This is a genomic window from Streptomyces sp. NBC_00984, assembly GCF_045162475.1.
GTDB lineage: Bacteria > Actinomycetota > Actinomycetes > Streptomycetales > Streptomycetaceae > Streptomyces.
Genome location: NZ_CP108734.1, coordinates 7,885,571 through 7,909,397, shown reverse-complemented (window position 1 = coordinate 7,909,397; position 23,827 = coordinate 7,885,571). Strand labels below are relative to the sequence as shown.

At 71.3% G+C, this 23,827-nt stretch carries 19 protein-coding genes and 2 pseudogenes; 9 read left to right on the top strand and 12 right to left on the bottom strand.

Annotated features, from left to right (window positions below):
* Positions 1 to 16: 16 nt before the first annotated feature.
* From OG520_RS35245 to OG520_RS35235, 3 genes are all read right to left on the bottom strand, one after another.
* A complete protein-coding gene (locus OG520_RS35245) occupies positions 17 to 1,372 on the bottom strand; it encodes a dipeptidase (RefSeq protein ID WP_406015804.1) in 1,356 nt (451 codons plus the stop codon).
* A gap of 69 nt (positions 1,373 to 1,441) precedes the next feature.
* Positions 1,442 to 1,879 carry a hypothetical protein gene (locus OG520_RS35240; RefSeq protein ID WP_406015803.1) on the bottom strand — a complete coding sequence of 146 codons (438 nt, stop codon included), beginning with the start codon at positions 1,877 to 1,879 and terminating at the stop codon, positions 1,442 to 1,444.
* Complete coding sequence (locus tag OG520_RS35235) at positions 1,876 to 3,372, bottom strand: APC family permease (RefSeq protein WP_406015802.1); 1,497 nt, start codon at positions 3,370 to 3,372, stop codon at positions 1,876 to 1,878. Before OG520_RS35235 ends, OG520_RS35240 begins: the two co-directional genes overlap by 4 nt.
* A gap of 396 nt (positions 3,373 to 3,768) precedes the next feature.
* Here OG520_RS35235 and OG520_RS35230 point away from each other — a divergent pair, with 396 nt between their 5' ends.
* Positions 3,769 to 5,097, top strand: a complete 1,329-nt coding sequence (locus OG520_RS35230; RefSeq protein WP_406015801.1) for a geranylgeranyl reductase family protein — start codon at positions 3,769 to 3,771, stop codon at positions 5,095 to 5,097.
* Between the two features lie 45 nt (positions 5,098 to 5,142).
* On the opposite strand, the gene OG520_RS35225 is transcribed toward OG520_RS35230, so the two are convergent.
* The gene (locus tag OG520_RS35225; RefSeq protein ID WP_406015800.1) at positions 5,143 to 5,940 is read right to left on the bottom strand and encodes a LysR family substrate-binding domain-containing protein; all 798 of its coding nucleotides are present in this window, start codon (positions 5,938 to 5,940) and stop codon (positions 5,143 to 5,145) included.
* A gap of 58 nt (positions 5,941 to 5,998) precedes the next feature.
* Between OG520_RS35225 and OG520_RS35220 the strand changes: the two genes are divergently transcribed.
* Positions 5,999 to 6,391, top strand: a complete 393-nt coding sequence (locus tag OG520_RS35220) for a DUF5997 family protein (RefSeq protein ID WP_399331830.1) — start codon at positions 5,999 to 6,001, stop codon at positions 6,389 to 6,391.
* Here the strand turns inward: OG520_RS35220 and OG520_RS35215 are convergent.
* Positions 6,351 to 6,917, bottom strand: a complete 567-nt coding sequence (locus OG520_RS35215) for a nucleoside deaminase (protein ID WP_406016637.1) — start codon at positions 6,915 to 6,917, stop codon at positions 6,351 to 6,353. The genes OG520_RS35220 and OG520_RS35215 overlap by 41 nt on opposite strands.
* Before the next feature lie 150 nt (positions 6,918 to 7,067).
* Between OG520_RS35215 and OG520_RS35210 the strand changes: the two genes are divergently transcribed.
* Both OG520_RS35210 and OG520_RS35205 read left to right on the top strand, forming a co-directional pair.
* On the top strand, positions 7,068 to 8,288 hold the full coding sequence (locus OG520_RS35210; protein WP_406015799.1) for an MFS transporter: 1,221 nt from the start codon (positions 7,068 to 7,070) through the stop codon (positions 8,286 to 8,288).
* 29 nt (positions 8,289 to 8,317) lie between these two features.
* Complete coding sequence (locus OG520_RS35205; RefSeq protein WP_406015798.1) at positions 8,318 to 9,505, top strand: amidohydrolase; 1,188 nt, start codon at positions 8,318 to 8,320, stop codon at positions 9,503 to 9,505.
* Between the two features lie 153 nt (positions 9,506 to 9,658).
* Here OG520_RS35205 and OG520_RS35200 read toward each other — a convergent pair.
* The 3 genes and pseudogenes from OG520_RS35200 to OG520_RS35190 form a co-directional block, all read right to left on the bottom strand.
* A pseudogene (locus OG520_RS35200) lies at positions 9,659 to 10,093 on the bottom strand (MFS transporter); the annotation flags it as partial.
* A 99-nt stretch (positions 10,094 to 10,192) separates the two neighbouring features.
* Positions 10,193 to 10,348: a DUF6131 family protein gene (locus tag OG520_RS35195; RefSeq protein WP_266423090.1), complete on the bottom strand. Its 156-nt coding sequence runs from the start codon at positions 10,346 to 10,348 to the stop codon at positions 10,193 to 10,195.
* A 288-nt stretch (positions 10,349 to 10,636) separates the two neighbouring features.
* Complete coding sequence (locus tag OG520_RS35190) at positions 10,637 to 11,257, bottom strand: L-threonylcarbamoyladenylate synthase (protein ID WP_385332716.1); 621 nt, start codon at positions 11,255 to 11,257, stop codon at positions 10,637 to 10,639.
* Positions 11,258 to 11,611: 354 nt separating this feature from the next.
* On the opposite strand from OG520_RS35190, the gene OG520_RS35185 reads away from it, so the two are divergent.
* Positions 11,612 to 13,822, top strand: coding sequence for a HelD family protein (locus OG520_RS35185; RefSeq protein ID WP_406016636.1), 2,211 nt, complete (start codon positions 11,612 to 11,614; stop codon positions 13,820 to 13,822).
* 115 nt (positions 13,823 to 13,937) lie between these two features.
* On the opposite strand, the gene OG520_RS35180 is transcribed toward OG520_RS35185, so the two are convergent.
* Positions 13,938 to 14,573: a DUF1345 domain-containing protein gene (locus OG520_RS35180; RefSeq protein WP_266423085.1), complete on the bottom strand. Its 636-nt coding sequence runs from the start codon at positions 14,571 to 14,573 to the stop codon at positions 13,938 to 13,940.
* Between the two features lie 367 nt (positions 14,574 to 14,940).
* On the opposite strand from OG520_RS35180, the gene OG520_RS35175 reads away from it, so the two are divergent.
* Positions 14,941 to 17,223, top strand: coding sequence for an FdhF/YdeP family oxidoreductase (locus OG520_RS35175; protein ID WP_406016635.1), 2,283 nt, complete (start codon positions 14,941 to 14,943; stop codon positions 17,221 to 17,223).
* 81 nt (positions 17,224 to 17,304) lie between these two features.
* Here the strand turns inward: OG520_RS35175 and OG520_RS35170 are convergent, their stop codons facing one another.
* Complete coding sequence (locus tag OG520_RS35170; RefSeq protein ID WP_406015797.1) at positions 17,305 to 19,095, bottom strand: FUSC family protein; 1,791 nt, start codon at positions 19,093 to 19,095, stop codon at positions 17,305 to 17,307.
* A 187-nt stretch (positions 19,096 to 19,282) separates the two neighbouring features.
* Positions 19,283 to 19,915, bottom strand: a complete 633-nt coding sequence (locus OG520_RS35165; RefSeq protein WP_406015796.1) for a TetR/AcrR family transcriptional regulator — start codon at positions 19,913 to 19,915, stop codon at positions 19,283 to 19,285.
* 88 nt (positions 19,916 to 20,003) lie between these two features.
* Between OG520_RS35165 and OG520_RS35160 the strand changes: the two genes are divergently transcribed.
* The 3 genes and pseudogenes from OG520_RS35160 (at position 20,004) to OG520_RS35150 (ending at position 23,500) form a co-directional block, all read left to right on the top strand.
* Positions 20,004 to 20,591: a cytosine permease gene (locus OG520_RS35160; protein ID WP_406015795.1), complete on the top strand. Its 588-nt coding sequence runs from the start codon at positions 20,004 to 20,006 to the stop codon at positions 20,589 to 20,591.
* Positions 20,592 to 20,752: 161 nt separating this feature from the next.
* Positions 20,753 to 22,385: pseudogene (locus tag OG520_RS35155) on the top strand (amidohydrolase).
* The gene (locus OG520_RS35150; RefSeq protein ID WP_406015794.1) at positions 22,382 to 23,500 is read left to right on the top strand and encodes a C45 family autoproteolytic acyltransferase/hydolase; all 1,119 of its coding nucleotides are present in this window, start codon (positions 22,382 to 22,384) and stop codon (positions 23,498 to 23,500) included. The pseudogene OG520_RS35155 and the gene OG520_RS35150 overlap by 4 nt, the downstream one beginning before the upstream one ends.
* A gap of 86 nt (positions 23,501 to 23,586) precedes the next feature.
* Here the strand turns inward: OG520_RS35150 and OG520_RS35145 are convergent, their stop codons facing one another.
* Entirely contained in the window at positions 23,587 to 23,823 is a 237-nt protein-coding gene (locus OG520_RS35145; protein ID WP_406015793.1) for a hypothetical protein, read from the bottom strand.
* Positions 23,824 to 23,827: the final 4 nt, after the last annotated feature.

Genomic DNA, 23,827 nt, shown 5'->3' with positions numbered 1-23,827 from the left:
CCCGGTCCCGGCGCGCTCAGCCCCGCCGGGCGGCGGCGTACCGGCTCAGGAAGAGGGCCTCGACATGGGCCATGTGCTGGATCTCGGTGGGGTCGACGCTCTCGTTGGGGGCGTGGATGAGGCACTGCGGTTCCTCCACGCCCATCAGGATGATCTCGGCGCGGGGGTACGCTCCGGTGAGGATGTTGCACAGCGGGATGGAGCCGCCCTGGCCGAGGGCGGCCATCGGCTTGCCGTAGACGTCCGCCATGGCCCGGCCCAGGGTCGCGTAGGCCGGTCCGTCGGTGGCGGCCCGGAACGGCGCCCCGGTCCCTTCCGGTTCGACCGAGACGTGCGCGCCCCAGGGGGCGGCCTTCTCCAGATGGGCGGTCAGTGCCAGCAGTGCGGCGTCCGCGTCCGTTCCCGGGGGTACGCGCAGGCTCACCCGGGCCCGTGCGGTGCCCTGGATGGCGGCGGAGGAGCCGACGACCGGCGGGCAGTCGATGCCCAGGACGGTGACGGCGGGACGGGCCCAGAGCCGGTCGGAGACCGTACCGGAACCGGTGAGCGACACCCCGTCCAGCACATCGGCGTCGCGCCGGAACTGCTCCTCGTCGTACGGCGCCCCGGACCAGGTCCCGGAGGCGTCGAGGCCGTCGATGCGCGTTCCGCCGTCCTGGTCGCGCAGGGTGGACAGGAGCTGGACGAGGGCGGCGAGGGCGTCCGGGGCCGGCCCGCCGAACATCCCGGAGTGCACTTCTCCCCGGAGCGTGGACACGGTCACCACGAGACTGGCGAGGCCCCGCAGGGAGGTGGTCACGGTCGGCTGCCCCACGGCGGCGTTGCCCGTGTCGCAGATCAGCAGGGCGTCGGCCAGGAACTCCTCGCGGTGCTGCTCGACGTACGCCTCCATGCCGCCGGTGCCCTGTTCCTCCGAGCCCTCGGCGACGAACCGGAGCCCGACGGGCAGGTCGTCCCCGAGGGCCCGCAGAGCGGTGAGGTGCATGACGATGTTGCCCTTGCAGTCCGCGGTGCCGCGTCCGTACCAGCGGCCGTCGCGCTCGGTGAGCGTGAAGGGGGGCGAGGTCCAGGCGGCGTCGTCGAGCGGCGGCTGGACGTCGTAGTGGCAGTAGAGCAGCACGGTCGGTGCTCCGGGAGGCGGCGGGCGGTGGCCGAGCACCGCGGCGCTGCCGTCGGGCGTCTCGGCGAGATGCACATCGTGCAGGCCCGCCCCGGTGAAGGCGTCGGCGACCCACTGGGCCGCTCTCCGGCATTCCTCGGGCGGGTACTGGCGGGGGTCGGCGACGGACGGGATCGAGACGAGCTCGGTGAGATCCGCCTTGGCGCGCGGCATCAGGGCGGCGATCCGGTCGGCCAGTTCGTGCTCGCTCATCGTTGTCTCCCGGTCGTCGGGTCCGGACTCGGGTGGTCCGGTTCTCGTGGTCCTTCGGGGCGTACGGGTTCAGCGCCGGACCGTGCTGTCGGTCCTGAGCTCGTCCACGGTCCGGTCGAACGCTTCGACCTGGTCCGGGCAGTAGACCTGGAGGACGATCCGTTCGGCTCCGACCGCCCCGGTGTCGGCGATGACGGGCCGCTGTCCGGGCCCGTCCGAGCCGTTGGACAGCTGGATCTTCCACAGGGCGGTCCTGAGCGCGTCGTCGGGGGACTCGCACACGATGCCGCCGTCCGTGCCCAGCAGCCTCTGGACGGTGCCGGAGTCGGGTGCCGGATATCCGGCCTCCACCAACCGGTCGCTGAGCGCGTCGGCCTTCTTGCGGGACTCGTTGGTGGCCCTGACGCTCGTGTACTGGACGATGCCGATGACGACGAGGGCGAGCAGGAGCACGATCGCGCCGAGGTAGATCCAGCGGTGCTCGGAGGCCATGCGCGTCGGGCTCATGCGTCACCGTCCGCCGTCGCGCCTTCCGGACCGGCCGGGGGGCCCGCGGCGGGAGTGCGCCAGCTGGGCTTCCGGAGCCTGAGGAAGAGGTACGGCAGGAGCAGGCCGAGCACGACGAGCCCGCCGCCGACCAGCGCGATGTACGTCCAGACGCTGCCGCCGCCGAACTGCGAGGACGGTACGAAGCCGATGGCCAGGGCGGCGAGCGAGGCGAGCAGGCCGAGGACGCACAGGGGCACGAGGGCGGGGGCGCGGTAGCCGCGCGGGTGGTCGGGCTGGGTCCTGCGGAGCCGGATCGCGGCGGCGAACATCAGCAGGTAGACGATGAGATACACCTGTGTGGTGATCACGGAGAAAATCCAGTAGGCGCTGGAGACATTGGGGATCAGCGCATACATGAGGGCGATGGCGGTGGTCACGACGCCCTGGGTGACGAGGATGTTCTGCTGAATGCCGTTCTTGTTGAGCTTCTGGAGGAACGGTGGCAGATAGCCCTCCTCCCGGGAGATCAGCAGGAGGCCCTTGGACGGCCCCGCCAGCCAGGTCAGCATGCCGCCGAGCGCCGCTGCGACGAGGGCGACGGCCACGACCGGGGTGAGCCAGCCGACGTGGAAGTGCGAGAAGAACGCGTCGAACGCCTGCATCACACCGGCGGTGAGGCTCAGTTGCTCGGCCGGGACGACCCAGCTGATGGCCAGCGCCGGAAGGATGAAGATCAGCAGCACCAGTCCCATGGCGAGGAACATCGACCTCGGGTACTCCCTGGCCGGATTCTTCAGCGACGAGACATGGACGGCGTTCATCTCCATGCCGGAGTAGCTGAGGAAGTTGTTGACGATCAGGACGAGGCTGGCGAGCCCCGTCCACTGGGGAAGCAGATGACTGCCGGTCATCGGAGCGGCGGAGCCGTTGCCCTGGCCCAGGAAGACGAGCCCGAGGACCACGAGGACGGTGCCCGGTATCAGTGTCCCGATGATCAGGCCCCAGGACGAGAGCCCCGCGACGGCCTTCGTGCCCCGGGAGGAGACCCAGACCCCGGTCCAGTACAGGACCATGATCACGATCGCGGTGTACAGGCCGCTGCCGGCCAGCCTCGGATCGATGACGTAGGCGATGGTGCTGGCGACGTACGCGAGCAGGCTCGGGTAGTAGAAGATCGTCATCGCGAACTGGCACCACACGGCGAGGAATCCGAGCGGCTTCGACAGCCCCTCGCTCACCCAGCGGTAGACACCGCCGTTCCACCCCGACGCCAGTTCGGCGGAGACCAGCGCCGTCGGCATCAGGAACACGATCGCCGGGACGACATAGAGGAACACGCAGGCCAGCCCGTACACGGCCATCGTCGGGGCGGACCGCAGGCTGGCCACCGAGGCGGTGGTCATCAGCGCCAGGGTGATCCAGGTCATCCCCGGCGCCGCGGCCTTCCCGGCCCGTGGCCGCGGTGCGGGGATCTCCGACTCGGCTTCCGAGGGGACGTCCATGGTGCTCATACGGCACTCCTTGCGGCGGCAGAACGGTGCTGGCGGGAAGGGGCGACGGAACTCGTGCGGCGGAGGGGCGGGCCGGGACGGGACGGGGCCGCGGCGTGCGGCGGGGCCGGGTGACGCGGCGTCGGCCGGTGCGACGGCACCGGCATGCCCTCGGGGAAGCCGGGATCGCGTAAGGGTCTTCGACTCGCCGGACGACGCTCCATCAGACTGTCCCTTTCACCCGAGCAGCTGGCCAGCAAGGGTAAATTGTCATGGTTTCAGCTACTTCGCATCTTGGGCTCCCTTCAGGAAGGTGCCGGATTTCCGGACCGGGTTCCGCACCGGCCGTCCTTGATCGATGATGATGCGGATGGCTGCCGTCCCCGGTACGGCACCGGCTCCAGGAAGGGGTTCCCGATGCGGGAAACGACGCCAGACCGGTCTCCGTCGGACGCCCGGTCCGACCACGGCCCGGACGAGGAGGCCCAGGTGATCGTGGTGGGGGCGGGGCCCGCGGGATCGGCCGCGGCCTTCCACCTCGCCAGGGCGGGTGTCGATGTCCTGCTGCTGGAGAAGTCCCACTTCCCCCGGGAGAAGGTGTGCGGGGACGGCCTGACTCCGCGTGCGGTGCACCAACTCATCAGGATGGGCGTCGACATCAAGGCTCCGGGATGGACGCGCTCACGCGGTATGCGGTGGGTGGCCGGGGACCACCAGGTGCACATCGACTGGCCCGCGCTCGGCCGTTACCCGGACTTCGGCCTCTCGCGCAGCCGGCACGATTTCGACGACATCCTCGCCCGGCACGCCGTCGCCGCCGGAGCTCGGCTGCGCAGCGGTGTGAAGGTGACCGAGCCGCTGACCGACCGGGCCGGCCGCATCACCGGGGTCACCGCCACGACCACGGAGAAGGAGCCCCTGACCTTCCACGCACCGATCGTGATCGCCGCCGACGGCGCCTCCGCCCGCCTCGCCCTCGCCATGGGGCTGCAGCGGGACAGGAACAGGCAGATCGCGACGGCCGCCCGCCGCTACTACCGCAGCCCCGAGCGCTCCGCGGAGGAGTATCTGGAGCTGTGGGCCGACCTCCGGTTCCCCGGGAGCGATCACTACCTGCCCGGATACGGCTGGATCTTCCCCATGGGCGACGGCCGCGTCAACGTCGGTCTCGGTGCACTGCCGCACCGACGGCACGGAAAGGCGGACCTGCGCGCCACCCTGGACGAGTGGCTCGCCCGTACACCCGAGGCCTGGGGACTGCGCGAGGAGAACGCGGAGGGCCCGGTCCGCAGCGCGGCCCTTCCGCTGGGGTTCAACCGTCATCCCCTCTACACCCGCGGACTCCTGCTCGTCGGCGACTCCGGGGGCATGATCAGTCCCTGGAACGGCGAGGGGATCGGCCAGGCCATGGAGGCCGGCGAGGTCGCCGCCGAGACCGCCACGCTGGCCCTCGCCCTCCCCCGGGGCCCCCGGCGCGAGCAGGTGCTGCACGGCTACCCCGTCGAGATGAACCGCCGCTGGGGGCGCTACTACCGCCTCGGCAACACGGCCGCCGATCTGGTCTTCAGCCGTTCCGGATTCCAGCCGGTCCTCAACCGTTACGTCATGGGGTCGCCGTTCCTGCTCAACACCCTGGCCCGGCTGCTCACCAACCTCACGGACAAGCCCTCGCACGACCTGGTCGACCATCTGCTCAACGGCGTCGTGCGTCTCGTACCGGAACCGAAGGTACGGCGCAGGCGCTGAGACGGGTCCGGGCCGGGCGGGCCCTTCGCGGATACGCCCTACGCCCTACGACCGACGGCGGGGTTTGCCGCGTTTGGCGGCCTTGGAGCCGCCGGAGCCGCTCCGCGGGTTCTTCCCGCCCGATCTGCCGGCCGACTTGCCGGTGGATCCGCCGGTCGCCCTGCCCGCTGCGGGCTTGCGCCGCGCACCGTCCGAGTCGGCGCGCTTGCCCTTCGGCTGCGCCTGCGGCCTCGCTCGGCCCCTCGTGCTGTTGACGGTCCTCCCTCGGACGATCCCGATGAACTCCTCCACCAGATCGGTGGTCTCGTCCTCCAGCCAGGACAGCGCGACGCGCGATTCGGGGGCGTCCGAAACCGGCCGGTACGTGAGGTCCTTGCGGTGGTGGAGGCGGGCGAGCGACTGCGGTACGACGAGCAGCCCCACCCCCGCCGCCACCAGCTCGACGGCGTCCGCGGTGGTGGCGGGGCGCTCGACGGCGGGCCGCCCCGGGCGCTGCTCCCAGTCGAGGGTGTCGTCGAGGGGGTGCAGCACGATGTCATCGGCCAGGTCCGCGGCGGAGACCTCGTCGACCGTCGCCATGATGTGGTCCTTCGGGACCACGACCACGGTCGTCTCGGCGTAGAGGGGGATGGCGCTGAGAGCCGTCCGGTCGATCGGCAGGCGCACCAGACCGGCGTCGGCGTCACGGCCCCGCAGCACGTCGGGCGCCTCGGCGGCCGACACCCCCACGAGGGTCAGCGGGACGTCGGGCAGCCGCTCGTTCCAGATCCGCACCCACTTTCCGGGTGTCACCCCCGGGACGTACGCGAGCCGGAACGAAGGGGTTTCTTCCGAGCTTGTCACTCCGCCAGGTTACCGGCCCTGGTCAGAGGTAGCGCACATGCTCGATACCCTTGTCCTCATGACGTCGCACAAGACCGCCCAGACGATGAAGCCCGCAACCGCGGCAAAGAAGCTGGGTGTGTACCTCGAGGCCACCCCCGCCGAGTTCCAGGAGGGTGTCGTCTCGCGCACCGAGCTCAACGCACTGCAGGCCGACCCGCCCGAGTGGCTGCAGGAACTGCGACGCAACGGCCCGCACCCCCGGCCGGTGGTCGCCGCGAAGCTGGGTGTCTCGATCTCGGGCCTCGCCCGTGGCGGAATCACCGAAGCCCTCACGACGGAGCAGATCGACGCGCTGAAGCAGGATGCCCCCGACTGGCTCCAGGCGGAACGTGCCACCCAGGCGGAGGTCCGGAAGGAAGCGGTGCGCATCAAGGAGAAGAACGCCGCCCGCGACGACCAGCAGGCCTGATCCGGACGAAAGCCTGACCGTCGGCGGCCACACCCAGCATCCGGGCATGCAGGGCGCGGACCTCGTCGGCGAGCGACGGGTCGGGGCCTGACACCGGAATGCCCGGAGCGACGGCATGGATGGGGAGGGCCGCGACCGGCCCCGCGTCGAAGCCCCAACTCCGGCGCCACGCCACCAGTTGCTCGGCGCTCGACGCGTACACGATGCGGCCCAGGCCGACCCAGGCGTGGGCCGCACTGCACATCGGGCAGTGCTCGCCCGATGTGTAGACGACACTCGTCCGCCGCTCCTGCGGGGACAGGTTCTCGGCCGCCCAGCGTGCGATCTCGAACTCCGGATGGCGGGTCGCGTCGCCGCCCTTGACCCTGTTGCGGTCGTGGAACCTGACCGTGCCGCATTCGTCCACGAGGAGCGAGCCGAACGGCTCGTCACCGACCGTGAGCGCCTCGCGCGCCAGGTCGACGCACCGGCGGAGGTACTCGCGGTCCCCCTCCGTGACCGTCTGCGACTCGTTCACCGCGCCCATATCACTCTCTGTGCCCATATCTTCAGGCTAACAGTTCCCCTGTATTCGGTATACCATTCGTGCACGGTGGGCGGCCTCCCGCGGCCATCCCTCGCATGCCGACCGGCCGCGACAGCCGGTCCGTCGACGGCGACACGGAGGCACGAGCCAGTGAGGAACGCTCCGGCGGACACCGCCGTGCGGGAAACGGTCTGGAACGCACCGGGCATGCCCGCGCTGCTGCTCCTGACGGCCACGGGATTCTCGGGATTCGCGGTACTGCTGCCCACCGCGCCGCTCTGGGCCGTGCACGGCGGCGCCGACGCGGCCGGCGCCGGTTCGGTCAACGCGGTCCTGATGCTCTGCACCGTGCTCGCCCAGACCCTCGTCCCGACGGCGATACGCCGCCTCGACTGGCGGACCACCCTGATCTGCGGGATGGTCCTGCTCGGCGTTCCCGCGCTCCCGCACCTGCTGACGGCGGACCTCGGCGTGGTGCTCGCCCTCGCCGCGGTGCGCGGACTCGGGTTCGGCGTGCTCACCGTCTGCGGCGCGAGCGCCGTCGCCGAACTCGTCGAGCCGGCCCGGCGCGGGAAGGCGGTCGGGGCATACGGTCTGGCGATCGCGGGGCCTCAGTTCATCCTGGTCTCGACCGCGCCCTGGGCCGCGGAGAACCTCGGCTTCGAGGTCGTGTTCGCGATCGGTGCGCTGCCCCTGCTCGGCGTGCTGCCCGCACTGCGGCTCGCCCGCCGGCTGAGCGGGCACCCGGCCGGGACCGAGGACCCACCGCACCGGGACGGCACGGCGGGCGGACGCGCCGCGTACCTTCCGCTGCTCCGGCCGATGCTGCTCCTGCTCGGCGTCACGACGGCCGGGGGCGCTGTGATCACCTTCGCCCCGCAGATGAGCAGCGACCCCACCGCGACCCTGGCCGGATTGCTGCTCCTGACGGGGACGGCGGCCGTCTCCCGCTGGCGGTTCGGGGCACTGGCCGACCGGTACGGCACCCGGCCGTTCCTGTGGCCGCTCGTGATCGTCACGGCCGCGGGGCTCGCCCTGACCGCCTGGGCGGTGACCTCGCCGGAGGCGACGGGCGTGGTTCCCCTGCTGGCCGGGACGGCCCTGGTCGGGGTCAGCTACGGCGGTCTCCAGAACCTGACCCTGGTGGACGCCTTCGCCGCCGTCGACCGTCGGTCCAGCGGTGTCGCGAGCGCCGTGTGGAACATCGGGTTCGACGCCGGAACGGGAGTGGGCGCCCTCCTCGTCGGCTACCTCGCCACAGCAGCCTCGTTCTCCCTGGCGCTCGTGGTCACGGCCGCGCTCTCCCTCGCCACACTGCCGCTCGCCCTCACGCGTCGGCACGATACCGGGCTCCGCCACCCGACCGACTGACACCAGGACATTTGGTATACCATCGCTTCATGGCTCATGTGATACTGACGAACGTCCGCCCCTGGGGTGCGGCGCCCGTGGACATCGTGATGTCCGGCGCCGAGATCCTCTCCGTGGTGCCCGCCGGAACGGCGGCCGGCGACGGTGACCGCCTCGACGGCGGCGGGCTGCTCGCCCTGCCCGGCTTCATCAACGCGCACGCCCATCTCGACAAGAGCTGGTGGGGGCAGCCATGGGTTTCCTACGGCGGGGAGGCCACGACGCAGGGGCGCATCTCCCACGAACGCGCGGAGCGCGACGGGCTCGGCATCCCCAGCCCGTCCTCGACCACCGCCGTGCTGGGCGAGTTCCTCCGGCACGGCACGACAGCGGTACGCAGTCACGTGGACGTCGACCTCGGTGTCGGACTGCGCGGGATCGAGGTGGTCCGCGAGGCGGTGGCCGCGTTCGGCGGCGCGATCGAGGTGGAGATCGTCGCGTTCCCGCAGGACGGCGTGATGCGCCGCCCCGGTGTGCTGGAACTCCTCGATCAGGCGGCCGCGGCGGGCGCGACCGCCATCGGCGGCCTCGACCCGGCTTCGATCGACCGCGACCCCGTGGCGCAGCTCGACGGCCTCTTCGGCATCGCGGAGCGGCGGGGCGTCGGGCTCGACATCCATCTGCACGACGGAGGGGATCTCGGCGCCTTCCAGATCGAGCTCATCATCGCTCGCACTCTGCGTACGGGCCTGCACGGCAGGGTGACGGTCTCGCACGGCTTCGCCCTGGGCGAGCTGCCGGCGAACCGGCAGCAGAGCCTGCTCGAAGCCTGCGCGGAAGCCGGTATCTCCTGGGCGACCGTGGCCCCGGTCCGCACCGCGCCGCTGCCCTGGCGCGGGATGCGGGACCGCGGCGTCCCGATCGGTCTGGGCACCGACGGGATCCGGGACCTGTGGTCGCCGTACGGTGACGGCGACCTCCTGCGCGTCGCGCTCGGCTTCGCCCGGCTCCACGGTCTGCGCACCGACGAGGAACTCGCCTACGCCGTGGAGCTGGCCTCCACACGCGCGGCGGGCTTCGTGCACCGCGATGCCCACGACATCGTCGCGGGGGCGCGGGCGGACGTCGTGCTGCTGGACGCCGAAAACGCCCAGGACGCCCTCATCCGTACGCCGCGCCGGCAGCTGGTGATCGCCGGTGGGCGAGTGGTGGTCCGGGACGGCGAGCTCCGGATCTGATCCCGGTCGGTGACGACGGGCACGGCCGCGGCGGAGAGGTTCCGCCGCGGCCGTGCTCCTGGTCCGGGTCCACGCCGCCGTGCCGAGCACGAACAGCCCGCCCTTGAACCTGAAGTCGCCGAGCATGGCGATGAAGAGCGAACCGGCGAGGCCGCCCAGGCCTCCGCAGGTCAGGAGCCATCCCAGGCCCGCGGCGTCGAGCCCGAGGGTCTTCTTCGCGAACACGGGCATGAACGCCTGATGGACCGGCCACAGCAGGACGTTCGCAGCGAGGGCGACAAGCAGTACGGCCGAGGTGAGCCTGCTGGTCAGGACCGTACGGAATCCGCCGGCGAGCATCCGCAGCACCGATTCCGGCCGGCCCGGTGCCGTCTGTCCCACGCCGCGCAGGGGCCAGAGTGCCATGAGTGACACCGCGTACCAGCTGGTCGAGATCCAGAGGGTCGCGGGCGCCCCGAAGGCGCTGCACATCGCCCCGCCGATCGCCGGGCCGATGACCTGCGTCATGTTCATCGCCAGCGCGTTCAGCGCGTTGGCATTGCTGAGGTTCTCCCGGCCGACGAGATCGAGGACCAGCCGCTCCGCCATCCACGCCCTGGTCGACGGAGTGCGCACCTACGGCGACATCCGCATGCGGCGGTAGGCCCGGGGCTGTGACCCGCACCTCGGACAACCGGTGCGACGGCGCTACCAGTAGTGGCGCCGGCCGCCCACCGCGTGCCCCACGGCGCCCAGGATCCACAGAATGGCACCGATCACGACGAGCGCGACGCCGATGGTCCACAGGATCGAGATTCCGGCCACCAGGCCGATGACCAGCAGAATGACACCGAGGACGATCATGGCGTCCTCCAATCGTGCGGCTCCTCCCAGTATGCGCCCGGCCGCACACCGGAGGAATCCGGCAGGATCACACGCCCGGCGACGCGATCACACCCCCGGCAGCCGGCGCGCGGAGCGGCACAGGCAGCGGGCCCAGGTCACCACCAGGCAGAGGCCGTAGTACCCGAGGAACGCCACATACGCCGCCTGCCCGTTGTGTGTCTGCAGGAAGGACTGCCGTGGCGCGCCTGGTGCTGAAGCGCTTCGACGAGTCGTCCGCGAAGACGGCTCGGCAACTGCCCGGCGCGGCTACTCGAACCGCGTGATGTCACCGGCTCCCCGGCGGACGATCTCGGGTTCGCCGCCGGAGAAGTCGATGACCGTGGTCGGCTCGGTGCCGCAGTCGCCCGAGTCGACGACGGCGTCCACCACATGGTCGAGCCGTTCCTTGATCTCCCAGCCCTGCGTCAGCGGCTCGTCCTCGTCGGGCAGGAGCAGGGTGCTGGAGAGCAGCGGTTCCCCGAGTTCGGCGAGCAGCGCCTGAGCGACCACGTGGTCGGGGATCCGGACTCCGACCGTCTTCTTCTTCGGGTGCAGCAGTTGGCGCGGCACCTCTTTGGTCGCGGGGAGGATGAAGGTGTAACTGCCGGGCGTCGCCGCCTTGATCGCCCGGAACACGTCGTTGTCGACGTGCACGAACTGCCCGAGCTGCGCAAAGTTCTGGCACACGAGCGTGAAGTGGTGACGGTCGTCGAGGTGCCGGATCGACCGGATCCGGCCGATACCGTCACGGCTGCCCAGCCGGCACCCCAGTGCGTAGCAGGAGTCCGTCGGGTACGCGACGAGCGCGCCGGATCGGATGCTGTCGGCCACGCTGCTGATGGTGCGCCGCTGAGGATTCTCGGGGTGCACGTCGAAGTACTTCGCCATTCGCGGAGTCTACGGGCAGGCCGCGGACCGGACCGCACATCGGCGTTGATGAAGCGGCTGAAGCCTCGCCAGGACCGCTGGAACTGAAACCACGACCACACGAACCAAAACCAGGACCGCGGAAACGGAACCGGAAACAACGCCGGGGTGAGAACCCTTGCGGGCAGGAGCCGCCCGGAATACGGGACCGGCGGTACCGACAGCACAGAAAATCCCCGGCTCGCAATTGCGGGCCGGGGATTCTCCCAGGTATATTGAGTGGTTCTGTGTTCACACAGAAAAACCTAACACCGAGCCACTAGTAAACACCGTATCCGGCAGGGAGCCACTTTGTCAAATCGGGAAAGCGCCGAATTGCAGAAGGAGCAGGAATTCGTCGACCGGCTCTACGACCGTGTCGACGTCCTGCGCGGAGTCGCCGCGCAGGACGTCGAGGACGCGCTGACGCCGGTCGGGACCGGCCTGCAGGCCCGTCTCGAACGCGATGTCCTCGTCGCCGAACGCTCGGGGCTGCTGGCCGCCCTGAACGCGGTGGACGGCTCCTTGTGTTTCGGCCGCATCGATCTCTCCGAGGGCACCACGCACCACATCGGCCGTATCGGAATCCGCGAGGACGACACCGCGCACACACCACTGCTGATCGACTGGCGTGCGCCGGTCGCCCGCCCCTTCTACCTCGCCACCGGTCACACGCCCATGGGGCTGCGCCGACGCAGGCACATCACCACCGAGGGCCGCGCCGTCACCGAGCTGCACGACCAGATCCTCGACCTCCGGGACCGGGAGCGCACCGGCTTCGAGGACCCGAGCGGCGACGCCGTACTGCTCGCCGCCCTGAACTCCGCCCGCACCGGCCGCATGGGCGACATCGTCCGGACCGTCCAGGCGGAACAGGACCGCATCATCCGCGCCCCGCACCGCGGGGTCCTCGTCGTCGAGGGCGGCCCCGGTACCGGCAAGACAGCGGTGGCGCTGCACCGGGCGGCCTTCCTCCTGTACGAGCACCGTGAGCTGCTCGCCAGGCGCGCCGTCCTGATCGTGGGCCCCAACCCCGCCTTCCTGCACTACATCGGCGAGGTACTGCCCGCGCTCGGCGAGACCGGTGTCCTGCTCGCCACCCAGGCCGAACTCTTCCCCGGGATCCACGCCGACGGCACCGACACGCCCCGTGCCGCCGCCGTCAAGGGCGGTGCGCGGATGGCGGAGGCGCTCGCCCTCGCCGTCCGCGACCGGCAGCGGCTGCCCGAACCCGGCGCGCCCCTGGTCGTCCCGCACGACGACGGGGACCTCGTGCTCGACCGGGAGATCGCCCACGAGGCCCGGGAGGCGGCCCGCGACACCCGTCTGCCGCACAATCTCGCCCGTCCGTACTTCGCCTTCCGGATCATCGACGCCCTCACCGCGCAGCTCACCGAGCGGCTCGGCGCGGACCCGTACGGCGGTCCCAACCTGCTCGGCCCCGACGACATCGCCCAGCTCGGCAAGAGCGTCGCGGCCGAGCAGGAGGTGCACGCCGCCATCGAGGAGCTGTGGCCGGCCCTCACCCCGGAGGGGTTCCTCACCGAGTATCTGGCCGACCCCGTGCACATGACGGACGAGGAAGCCGAAGCCATCCGGCGCGCGCCCGGCGACGGGACATGGACGCCCGCCGATGTTCCCCTGCTCGACGAGACGGCGGAACTCCTCGGGGTCGACGACAGTGCCGAGCGGGCGGCGGCCGAGGCCGACCGCCAGGAGCGGATCGCGTACGCGCAGGGCGTGCTGGAGCTTTCGAGAGGCTCGGAGACGTACGAGTTCGAGGACGAGGAGTCCGAGGTCCTCGCCGCCCACGACATCGTCGATGCCGAACGGATGGCGGAGCGGCAGGAGGAGGCCGATCACCGCAGTGCGGCCGAGCGCGCCGCCGCGGACCGGTGCTGGACGTTCGGGCACATCATCGTCGACGAGGCGCAGGAGTTGTCGCCGATGGCGTGGCGGCTGCTGATGCGCCGTTCGCCGACCCGCTCAATGACCCTGGTCGGCGACCCGGCACAGACCTCCGAGGAGGCCGGTGTCGGCTCGTGGGAGAAGATCCTTGAGCCGTACGTCGGTGACCGCTTCGAGCACGTCCGGCTCCAGGTCAACTACCGCACGCCCGCCGAGATCATGGAGCTGGCCGCCCGGGTCGTACGGGCCGAGGACCCTTCCTTCGAGCCGCCCGGTTCGGTGCGGTCCACCGGCGAGGGGCCGTGGACGCGGGACGCCGGGGAGGACCTGGCGGGTGCCGTGGCGCAGGCGGTCGCGGAGCTGATGCCCGGGGAGGGACGCCTCGCGGTGATCGCGCCGCGGGCGCTCCACGAGGAGATCGCGGCTCCGCTGGACGGAGTCACGGCCGGTGCCGAGCCGGATCTGACCCGGCCGGTGGTGCTGCTCGGCCCGCGGCAGGCCAAGGGGCTCGAATTCGACCATGTGCTGGTCGTGGAGCCCGCCGGGTTCGGCGCCAGTGACCTGTACGTGGCTCTGACCCGTGCCACGCAGCGCCTGGGCATCGTCCACCGGGAGGAGCTGCCCGAGGCGCTGCGCTGACGGTGTCCGGGGCGGCACCCCGGGCGGCTCCGGCCGTGGGTGCCGCCGCCCGTCACCCGCGCGTCGGCCCGGGGCCGGTGCCTGGCCGGCGTGGCCGTACGGGGCAGCCGCCGTATCAGCTGGTGACGATTCCGACGACGAGGTTGATCGTGGTGGCCAGGATGCTGGCGCCGAACACGTAGGACAGCAGGCAGTGCCGGAGGACGACCGCGCGGATCGTGGAACTGGAGACGCCGGTGTCGGAGACCTGATAGGTCATCCCGAGGTTGTAACTGAAGTAGAGGAAGTCGACGTACCTCGGCCGGTCCCGGGAATTGAAGTCGATCCCGCCCTCCGTCGGCAGGTAGTAGAGGTACGCGTAGCGGGTGGCGTACATCAGGTGGAGCGACGCCCAGGCCATGAACACGCCGCAGAGCGCCGTCGCGGCGGCGGCGTGGCTCAGGTCCGAGTGGCCGGCCAGGAGCATCACCACGATGCCGACCAGTCCGCACAGGGAGGCCGCGACGACGACGAGCTCTTCGACGACGGGCCGGAACTCCTCGCGCCGGACGTTGCGATGGGTGGTCGCCGCATCCATGGGCCACAGCACGATCCACCCCGTCAGCACGAAGAGCGTCTCCGCAGCGGCGATTCCGGCGAGAATTCCCAACGGTCCGTTGGCCGGCACGGCGGTGACCACGCCGACCACCACGCCGGCGATCACCGCTCCGACGAGTCGGGGCACGGCGGAGAGCGTCGGCCAACGGTTCATGGACGTCAAGGGTGACCACCTCGATGGCTCGGTGGATCACCGTGCCCGGCCGGGATGCCGCCCATGAGACACCGGGCGGACAAAAAGTACGCCCCACGCTATCCGCGCCCGCACCGGGATGCAGCCCGGTGCGGGCGACGGACGCGCCCCGCGCGGGACTCCCCGGGCGGCCGTGCTCCGCGTACCGCACCGGTGGAAGCCGGGTGGCGCGGGTGAATCCGCATGCATAGCCTGCCCAAAAGGATCATTTCTCACCTCGGGATCAATTTCACCTCGGGATCGTTTTCACCTCGGGATCGTTTTCACCTCGTGCCCTGATGGCGGAAGGGTTGAAGTCCTTGAGCACCGACCATGCCGAGCAGCAGCCCTGGAACCCGCGGTCGGTCCCGGCCCCGAGGGCGATCCGGAGTTCCGTCCCTACCACCACCCCGCCGCGGGCTGGGGCGCGGCGAAGAGTGTGAGCCGTTTCCTGGTGCGCGAGGGCGCTGTGGTCGACGGTCCGCGGGCCATCATGCGGATGAACCACGAGAACACCGGGTTCGACTGCCCCGGATGCGCATGGCCGGACGACACCAAGGGCCTGCACCTGGACATCTGCGAGAACGGGATCAAGCACGTCACCTGGGAGATGACCCGCAGGCGGGTCGGGCGCGAGTTCTTCGCCGCCCACTCGGTGACCGAACTGTCCGGGTGGAGCGACTACGACCTGGAGAACCAGGGCCGGCTGACCGAACCGATGGTCTACGACCCCGAGTCGGACCACTATGTCCCGATCAGCTGGAAGGACGCGTTCGAGGTGGTCGGCCGTGCTCTGCGCGAGCTCGACGACCCCGATCAGGCGTCGTTCTACACCTCCGGCCGGCTCGGCAACGAGGCCACCTTCCTCTACCAGTTGATGGCCCGCGAACTGGGCACGAACAACCTGCCGGACTGCTCCAACATGTGTCACGAGGCCAGCGGTCGCGCCCTCCAGGCATCCCTGGGCACCGACAAGGGGACCGTCGACCTCAAGGACTGGGAGTCCGCCGACGCGCTGTTCATCCTGGGGGTCAACGCCGCTTCCAACGCGCCCCGGATGCTCACCGCGCTCGCCGAGGCGTACCACCGCGGCGCCCAGATCGTGCACATCAACCCGCTCGTCGAGGCAGCGGCCACCCGCACCATCGTCCCCCACGACTTCACGGACATGGCCCTGTTCAGGACGACCCGGACCAGCACCCTCAACCTGCAACCGCGCATCGGCGGCGACATGGCGCTGCTGCGCGGCATGGCCAAGGCGATCCTGGAGCAGTCCGAATCCGATCCCAGGGCGCTGGACCGGGAGTTCATCGACCGCCATACCGCGGGCTTCGAGGAGTACCGCGTGCTGTGCGAGGCCACGGCGTGGGAGGAGATCGAGACCCAGTCCGGGCTGAGCCGCGCCGACATCCTCGAGGCGGCGCGTGTGTACGGCGAAGCCGACCGCTCCATCGTCAGCTGGTGCCTGGGGCTCACCCAGCACGAACACGGCGTCGACACCGTACGGGAGATCGTCAACCTGCTTCTGCTCCGCGGCAATCTGGGCCGGGAAGGGGCGGGCCCCTCCCCCGTGCGGGGACACAGCAACGTCCAGGGCAACCGCACCTGCGGCATCGATCACCGCCCCGGCGACGCGTTCCTGGACCGCCTCGCCGAGGTCTGCGAGATCCAGCCGCCCCGTGAGCACGGCCTGGACACCATCAGCACGATCAAGGCGATGCAACGCGGCGACGTGAAGGTGTTCGTCGGCATGGGCGGCAACTTCGCCCTCGCGGCGCCCGACACCCCGGCCACCCACGCGGCGCTGCGCGCCTGTGAACTCACCGTCCAGGTGAGCACCAAGCTCAACCGAAGCCACCTCGTCCACGGCCGCCGGGCCCTCATCCTGCCGTGCCTCGGCCGTACCGAGAAGGACCATCAGCGCAAGGGCGTCCAGAGCACATCCGTCGAGGACTCGATGAGCATGGTCCATCTGTCCATCGGCATGAAGCGCCCCGCCTCCCCGCACCTGCTGTCCGAGCCGGCCATCGTCGCCGGCATGGCCCGCGCCGCCCTGCCCGACAGCAACACGCCCTGGCAGTGGTACATCGAGGACTACGACCGGATCCGCGACACCATGGCCCGGGTCCTCGACGGTTTCGAGGACTTCAACCGCCGGGTGCGGCTGCCGCTGGGCTTCCGCATCAAGCAGCCCGCCCGTGAACTGGTCTTCCTCACCCCGTCGGGGCGCGCCGAGTTCTCCACCGCCGTGCTGCCCGACGTCGTCCCCGCCGCCGGCACCCTGGCGCTGGGCACCATGCGGTCGCACGACCAGTGGAACACCACGATCTACTCCGACAACGACCGCTACCGCGGCATCAAGAACCTGCGCACCCTCGTCTTCATGAACCGGGCCGACATGCGTGAACGCGGTATCGCCGACCTCGGCCCCGTCGACATCACGAGCACCGCCAAGGACGGCAGCAGACGGTCCCTCAACGGCTATCTCGCGATCCCCTACGACATCCCGCGCGGCTGTGCGGCCGGGTACATGCCGGAGATGAACGTGCTGTGCGCGCTCGGCGACTACAGCACCCAGAGCGACCAGCCGATCATGAAGCACGTCAAGGTCACCATCGACCCCGCGGCCTGAGCGGGGCCCGTACGGGCAGCTCCGCGCACAGCGGCACGATCACGGTCACCGTCACCGTCACCGTCACCGTCACCGTCACCGTCACCGGGCGAACCGCTCCAGGAGAAGGTGGGCCCGCTGTTCCGCGGCGGCGAGTTCGGCGGGATCGATCTCCGCGGGCCAGAGCTCGCCCGCCGCGGCGTCGTCGGCCTCACGCAACTCCACCACGGCTGCCGCCAGATGCGTCTGGACGACGGGGAACGACGGCTCCAGACCGTGGTCCAACGCGTGCTCCGCATGCTCGGCCGCCTCCGTGCACGCGGCCAGCGCGCGTTCCGCCCGGACCGCCGCGCGGTCATGGACCACCACGAGCGCACAGCCCAGCGCGATGACGATCCCGACGACGCTGCCCAGCACCCGGTCCAGGACGAGGGTCCCGGCGGGCGAGGGAGCGGCCAGGTCGGTCAGCAGCAGCGCCAGCGGCGTGAGGAAGACGACGCCGAGGCCGTAGTTGCGGGCCACGACGTATTCCAGCAGGAACTCCAGCAACACGATCACGAGGACGAGCACCAGGGGATCGGGGTGTACGGCCAGCACGCCGAGAGCCGGCACCAGTCCGGCCATCGTGCCCAGGGTGCGCTGCACCGCCCGCTGGGCCGCCGTACGGACGTTGACGGAGTGCAGCACCGCGGCGGCGGAGATCGCCGCCCAGTATCCGTGGCCGAGGCCCAGCAGGAGGGCCGTCCATCCCGCCAGCGCGGTGCCGAGGGTCATCCGCAGGGCGGGAACGAGCAGGACCGACGGGTGGCCGCGGCTGCCGTGGAGCCGCCCCGTCACCAGCTCCGCGGCGCGCACTTCGGCGGCGCGCCGGGTGGCCGGACCGGTCCGGTCCGGCTCGGGGCCGGCCCCGGGGACCACGCCGGTCCGGGCGGCCACGGACGGGGGCGACAGTTCGGGCAGCAGCCGCGGGTCCCGGAGGCGGCGGCTCACCAGCAGACGGGCCTGGCGGCGCAGGTGCCGCGCCAGGCCGGCGGGAGCGTCCGGTGGCCGGCGGGCGGAACCGATGAGCAGCGACCAGGCGAGGTCAGTCAGGTACACGCATGTGCCGCCCCGGTCGCCCGGCTCGGCGGCGGTCGGTGGCAGCACGCCGAGGGTCCGGTACGCCTGCAGAACGGCGGCGGTCGCCCGGTGCCTGGCAAGACCGTGTCCGTTCCCCGCGCCGGTTGCCTCCAGCAGTTCCGCGACCTCGCGGAGCGCCGCGGTGACGGCGAGACGCTGCGGACGGTCCGGGTGCACGAACCAGCCCGACACGGCCAGTACCCAGGCGACGGCCGCGCCCGATGCGGCCAGGGCGGTCCGGGGAAGGATGTCGGCGGGGGCCGGTGAACCGTTGGCCGCCACGGCGAAGGAGAAGAGCAGCAGCACGGCGCCGAGCCCGCTCAGGCGTGCCGCGTCGCAGGCGAGCTTCGCGGCACCGGCCACCACAGCCATCGCCGCGACCACCACGGCGGCGCCCGCCCCGCCGTCCCGCGGATGGGCCCACGCGGCAAGCGCCGAACCGCAGCCCACACCCGCGGACATGGCCACCGCGACCAGCGCGAGGACGCGGGCCCGACGTGCGTAGGGCAGGTTGCGGCCGAACGTGGTGGTGAAGGAACCGAGCATGGCGTAAACGGCCTGATCGGCCCGCCCGGCCAGTGCCATCGGCAGTGCCGGCAGCGCCATGGCCAGTGCGGCACGCAGGGCGAAGGAGAAGGCACCGTCCACGCTGTGCAGGGCGAGCGCGCCACGCGGGGAGAGCGCGCGCCCCAGATGGGCCGCCGAACGCCGCCAACCGCTCCCGGTCACCACGGGGAGTGGAATGCGAATCGAGGCATATGCGGTGTATACCATCCGTTTCCGCTCCGAGGTGGGCCGTCGATCCGTGCATCCGCTCGTACGCCGAAGCGTTCCGCACCGGCGGCAGGCCGGTGCTCGGCACGCGCCGGCCCGCTCCTCGTCGTCGTCCGGGAGGATCTGGTGCTTCCGGATCGGCACCTCGCGCTTGGGACGATGGCCGGGCCCGCCCGGTCCGGGTGCGTCAGGCCCGGTCACGGAGGGTGCCTCGGGCGAGGCCGAGCAGACGTTCGGCCGTGGCGATGGCCATGTCCTCCAGCACCGGGTGGTCCACCTGTGTGTCGTCGTTGGCGTACGCACCGAGGCCGTCGACGGTGACCAGGATGTGCAGGGCCGCTCCGAGTGAGTCGTCGGTCGTGAAGGCTCCGGTGCAGCGCCCTTCCTCGATGAGATCCGCGAGGGCGGTGCGTGTCACGGACTCCTGCGTGCGCACCGCCGCGCGCAGCCCCGGCTTGAACCTGCTGACGTGCCGCGCGTTGAGCCACAGCCGGCTGAGGTCCTGGTACTCGCCGTCGGTGAGGCGCACGAGGAAGCGCCCGAGCCGCACGTCCGCGGGAAGCGCCTGTTCCTCGCAGGGCAGGAGCGATTCGCGTTCCTTCGTCGCGGCGTGGGAGAACGCCTCGCTCACGAGGTTGTCCGCGGCCGGGAAGTAGTGGCCGATGAGCCCGGGGCGGACGCCCAGCTCGTCGGCCACACGTCGGAGCGTGATGCGCTCCAGCCCCTCCTCCAGGGCGATGCCCGCTGCGGTCTGCACGATTTCCGCGCGGCGCTCGCCGGGCAGCTTCCGGCTTCGTGCCGGCTGAGGTCTTGACGTCATGGGGGACACGCTATTGGATGTGTGCCCAACACGCAGTTGGCCATTTGCCCAATAGGGGCCCAGCGGCCGGCGGACCCGAGAGGCCCCGATGACGACGACGAACCCCAACTCCTCCGCGAGCCCCCTCGACGAACACGGCTCCGAGCGCACGGGGCATGTGGAGACAAGGGGGATCGACCTGGTCCCGGCGGACGAGCGCGGTGGGCGGCCGCGCCGGCTGTTCGCGGTCTGGGCGGCGCCGAACGTGAGCTATCTGAGCTTCGTCGTCGGCGCCACGCTGATCCTCATGGACCTCACGCTCCCGCAGGCCCTCGGCGTGATCCTCGCCGGGAACCTGCTGTGGATCTGTACGGGCGTCATCGCCGCGAGCGGTCCGGCCATGGCGGTGGCCGTGACCGACCTGGTCCTGCGGGGCAACCGCTACAACGGGCGCGACCTCCTCGAACAGCGGCGCGGCTGCCCCTTCTGGTACCACGGCGGCGTCCACCGGGCCGGATTCCTCGCCATCGTCGTCGGCGGTCTCACGTCCGCGCTGTGGGTGAACACCAGCTTCTGGGTCGGCCCGATCGCCAAGGCCCTGGACGACATCGACATGGCGATTCCGTCCGGCATGATCGCCGCCGCCGCCGTCTACTGGGCGATGACCCGCGCCCTTCGGAGCATCCCGCGCGACTGACGCGTGCCCTTCCGGCGATCCTGCGCGCACGGCGTCGTGCCCCGTGCCGTGCGCGCGAAGGACCCGCCCCGTGCCGTGCGCGCGAAGGAACCGCCCCGTACATCGATCCGCGCATCGAACGCGGCAAGACATCGAACTCCGCAAGACCAGAAGGAAATCCTGTGCAAGCCGACGTCATAGTGCTCGCCCACCACATCGAACATCTGGCCGGGGAGGCCGTCGCCCCCGACGCGAACGCGGTCGCGATCACCGGCGGCCGTGTCATCGCCGTCGGCGACGCGTCGGACCTCGAACCGCTGCGGGGTCCCGGCACGGCCGTCCACGAGTTCCCGGGCGCCGCGGTCCTGCCCGGTCTCACCGATGTCCACGCCCACCCCGTGTGGGGGTCGATCTCGATCGGCAGCGGCGTGGACCTGTCCGGCGCGTCGACCCTGGAGCAGGTGTTCACCTGCCTGGCCGAGGTGGCGGACGCACGGGCGACGGACGAGTGGATCACCGGATTCGACCTCGATGTGAACGTCTTCGACGGCGACCCGGCCGGCACCGTGTTCGCCGAGCGCTTCCCCGGCAGGCCGATCTCGCTGATGACCCGCGACGCGCACGCTCTCGTCGTGAGCCCCCGGGTCGTGGAACTCGCCGGTCTGACCGGCCGGGAGACGTTCACCGACGCCTCGTCGATCGATGTCGACGCGGACGGCCGACCGACCGGCTTCGTGGTCGAACTCCAGGCGATGGACCTGGTGTTCGACCACTATCCCGAAGTGCCCGTGGACACGGCCGCCGAGTACGTACGCCACCAGCTCGAACAGCTCGCGCGCAGCGGACTCACCGGCCTGCACGCGCTCGACTTCTCCGACCCCTCCGAAGAGGTGTACCGGCACATCGAGGAACACGGGGACCTGCCGCTGCGCATCCGCTGCTCGCCGCTGGTGCCGGCCGACTCCCCGCCGGAGACCTGGCAGCACGTCGCCGATCTCCAGGGCCGGCGCGGGCGGCGCTGGCACGTCGAGGGTGCGAAGTTCATGCTCGACGGCACGGCGGACAACGGCACGGCGTGGTTCGACCGCCCGGACATCCACGGCGAGAACCGCGAGCCGCTGTGGCGCGACGTCGAGGCGTACCGCGCCGCGATGCGCTTCTTCGCCGAGCGCGGCATCCCGACCGCCACCCACGCGATCGGCGACCAGGCCGTCCGGTTCGCCCTCGACGTCATCGAGGAGGCCGGCCCGGCAGCCCGTGCCCCGCACCGCATCGAGCACATCGAGTCCATCCCGGACGACCTGCTGGGCAGATTCGCCGAACTCGACGTCGTGGCAAGCCTCCAACCCGTGCACGCGACCCGGCACACGCGCGCCGACGGCACCGACAACTGGTCGCGGCGCCATCGAGCCCGACCGCGTCGCCCACGGCTGGCGTACCCGCGATCTCCTGGACCACGGCGCCGTCGTGGCGCTCGGCTCCGACTGGCCCATCGGCCCCGGCGATCCGCGCATCGGCCTGGCCGACTGCCAGTTGCGCCGGCCGGTCGAGGAGTCCGACGCGGCACCCGTGCAGCCCGGCCAGGCGGTCTCCGCGCGCGAGGCGTACACCGGCATGACCGGCGCCGCCGCGTACGCCGCCGGGGCGTCCGCCGAACTCGGACGGATCGCGCCCGGTTGCCTCGCCGACCTCACCGTGTTCGCGGCCAACCCGCTCGACCTCGACCCCGAAGCACAGCCCGGCAACGCCGTACTCGCGACCGTCGTCGGCGGCGCCGTACAGCTCCACACGAACACCGCGAAAGGACGCTCGTGACCACGACGTCGATCCCCCGTCCGGAACACCGCCGCCACGTCAAGGCCGCCGGCACCGACCCGCACGCCCGCGGCATCGCCCGCGGCATCGCCCGCGGCGAGCAACTGCGCGACGGCATCCCCGCCACGATCGACGCGTACGACCGGCTCTTCGCCCTCGGCTCCATCTCCCCCGCCCAGGTACACGAGGACGCCGAGCGCGCCCTCGACGCCATCGGGCGGTTCCGCCCGGGAACGCGCGCCGAGATCGAGGGCATCGCCCACGGGTCCGGCACCGAGCCGTGGCGCATCGGCGCCCTCAACGCGCGCACCGAGATCCTGGCGCGCAGCGCCACCGTGCCGCCCGGCGAATGCACCACGATCGTGCGCCGCATCACCGGCGACGGCGGTTCGGCGCCACGCACCTTCGGCGTCCAGACCTGGGACTGGCACGTCGAACTCAGCGCCCGGTGGCACACGTCGGAGGTTCGTGGCGGCCGGCACGACTTCGTCGGCATCACCGAGGACGGCATCCTCGGCAAGATCGGCGTCAACAGTGCCGGACTCGCCCTGCACTTCAACATCCTCGGGCACGTCCGCGACGGCATCGGCGGCATCCCCGTGCATGTGCTCGTGGCGATCGTCCTCGAAGAGGCGGGCAGCGTCGCCGAGGCCGTCGAGATCGTCCGCGGCTCGCCCCTCGCGTCGTCCGGCTCGTTCGCCCTCTTCGACAAGACGGACGCGATCCTCCTCGATCTGAGCCCGGTCGGTGTGTTCTCGGTGCAGCCCGAACACGACACGCTCGTGCGCACCAACCACTTCCTGACGCCGGTCCCCGCCGCGGACGAGAAGACCTGGCTCTACCAGCCCGACTCGGGCGAGCGCCACGACTTCGTCCGCGCACGTCTCACGCGCGCAGAGCCGCCGACCACGCTCGACGAGCTCACGGGCCACCTCGTGACAGGGGACGGCGAACCGCCGGTGACCTGCCTGCCCGATCCGGACAAGCCGCTCGGCCAGCGCTGGGCGAGCCTCGCGACCGTCGCCCTCGAACCGGCGACGCGCACCGCCAGGATCCTCGACGGCACACCCGCCGACATCGGTACACGCGACTGGCGCGTCCTCGACGCCGGCTGATCCGGATGCGGCCCGCCCATGGCCGGCATGGGCGGGCGGCCCGGACCCGCGGGGAGCCTCGTCGGGTCCCTTCACCGATGCACGGCTCACTTGATGGACGACGTGGTCCTGCTGACCCATTGGGCCAGTGTGATCTGCATCGTCGGGGCGGCGCGGTCCGCCCCGCTGCGACGGGAGCACGCGTGGCTGCGTTCGGCCCGGGTGGCCACGCCCGCCCTCATGCTCTGGCCCTGCCCGCAGGCGAGGGCGTCGCGCAGCAGGGTCAGGTGTGCGGGAACCGGCTTCTCGCCGGACGTCTTGGTCAGGCACTGGGCTTCGATCATGGCG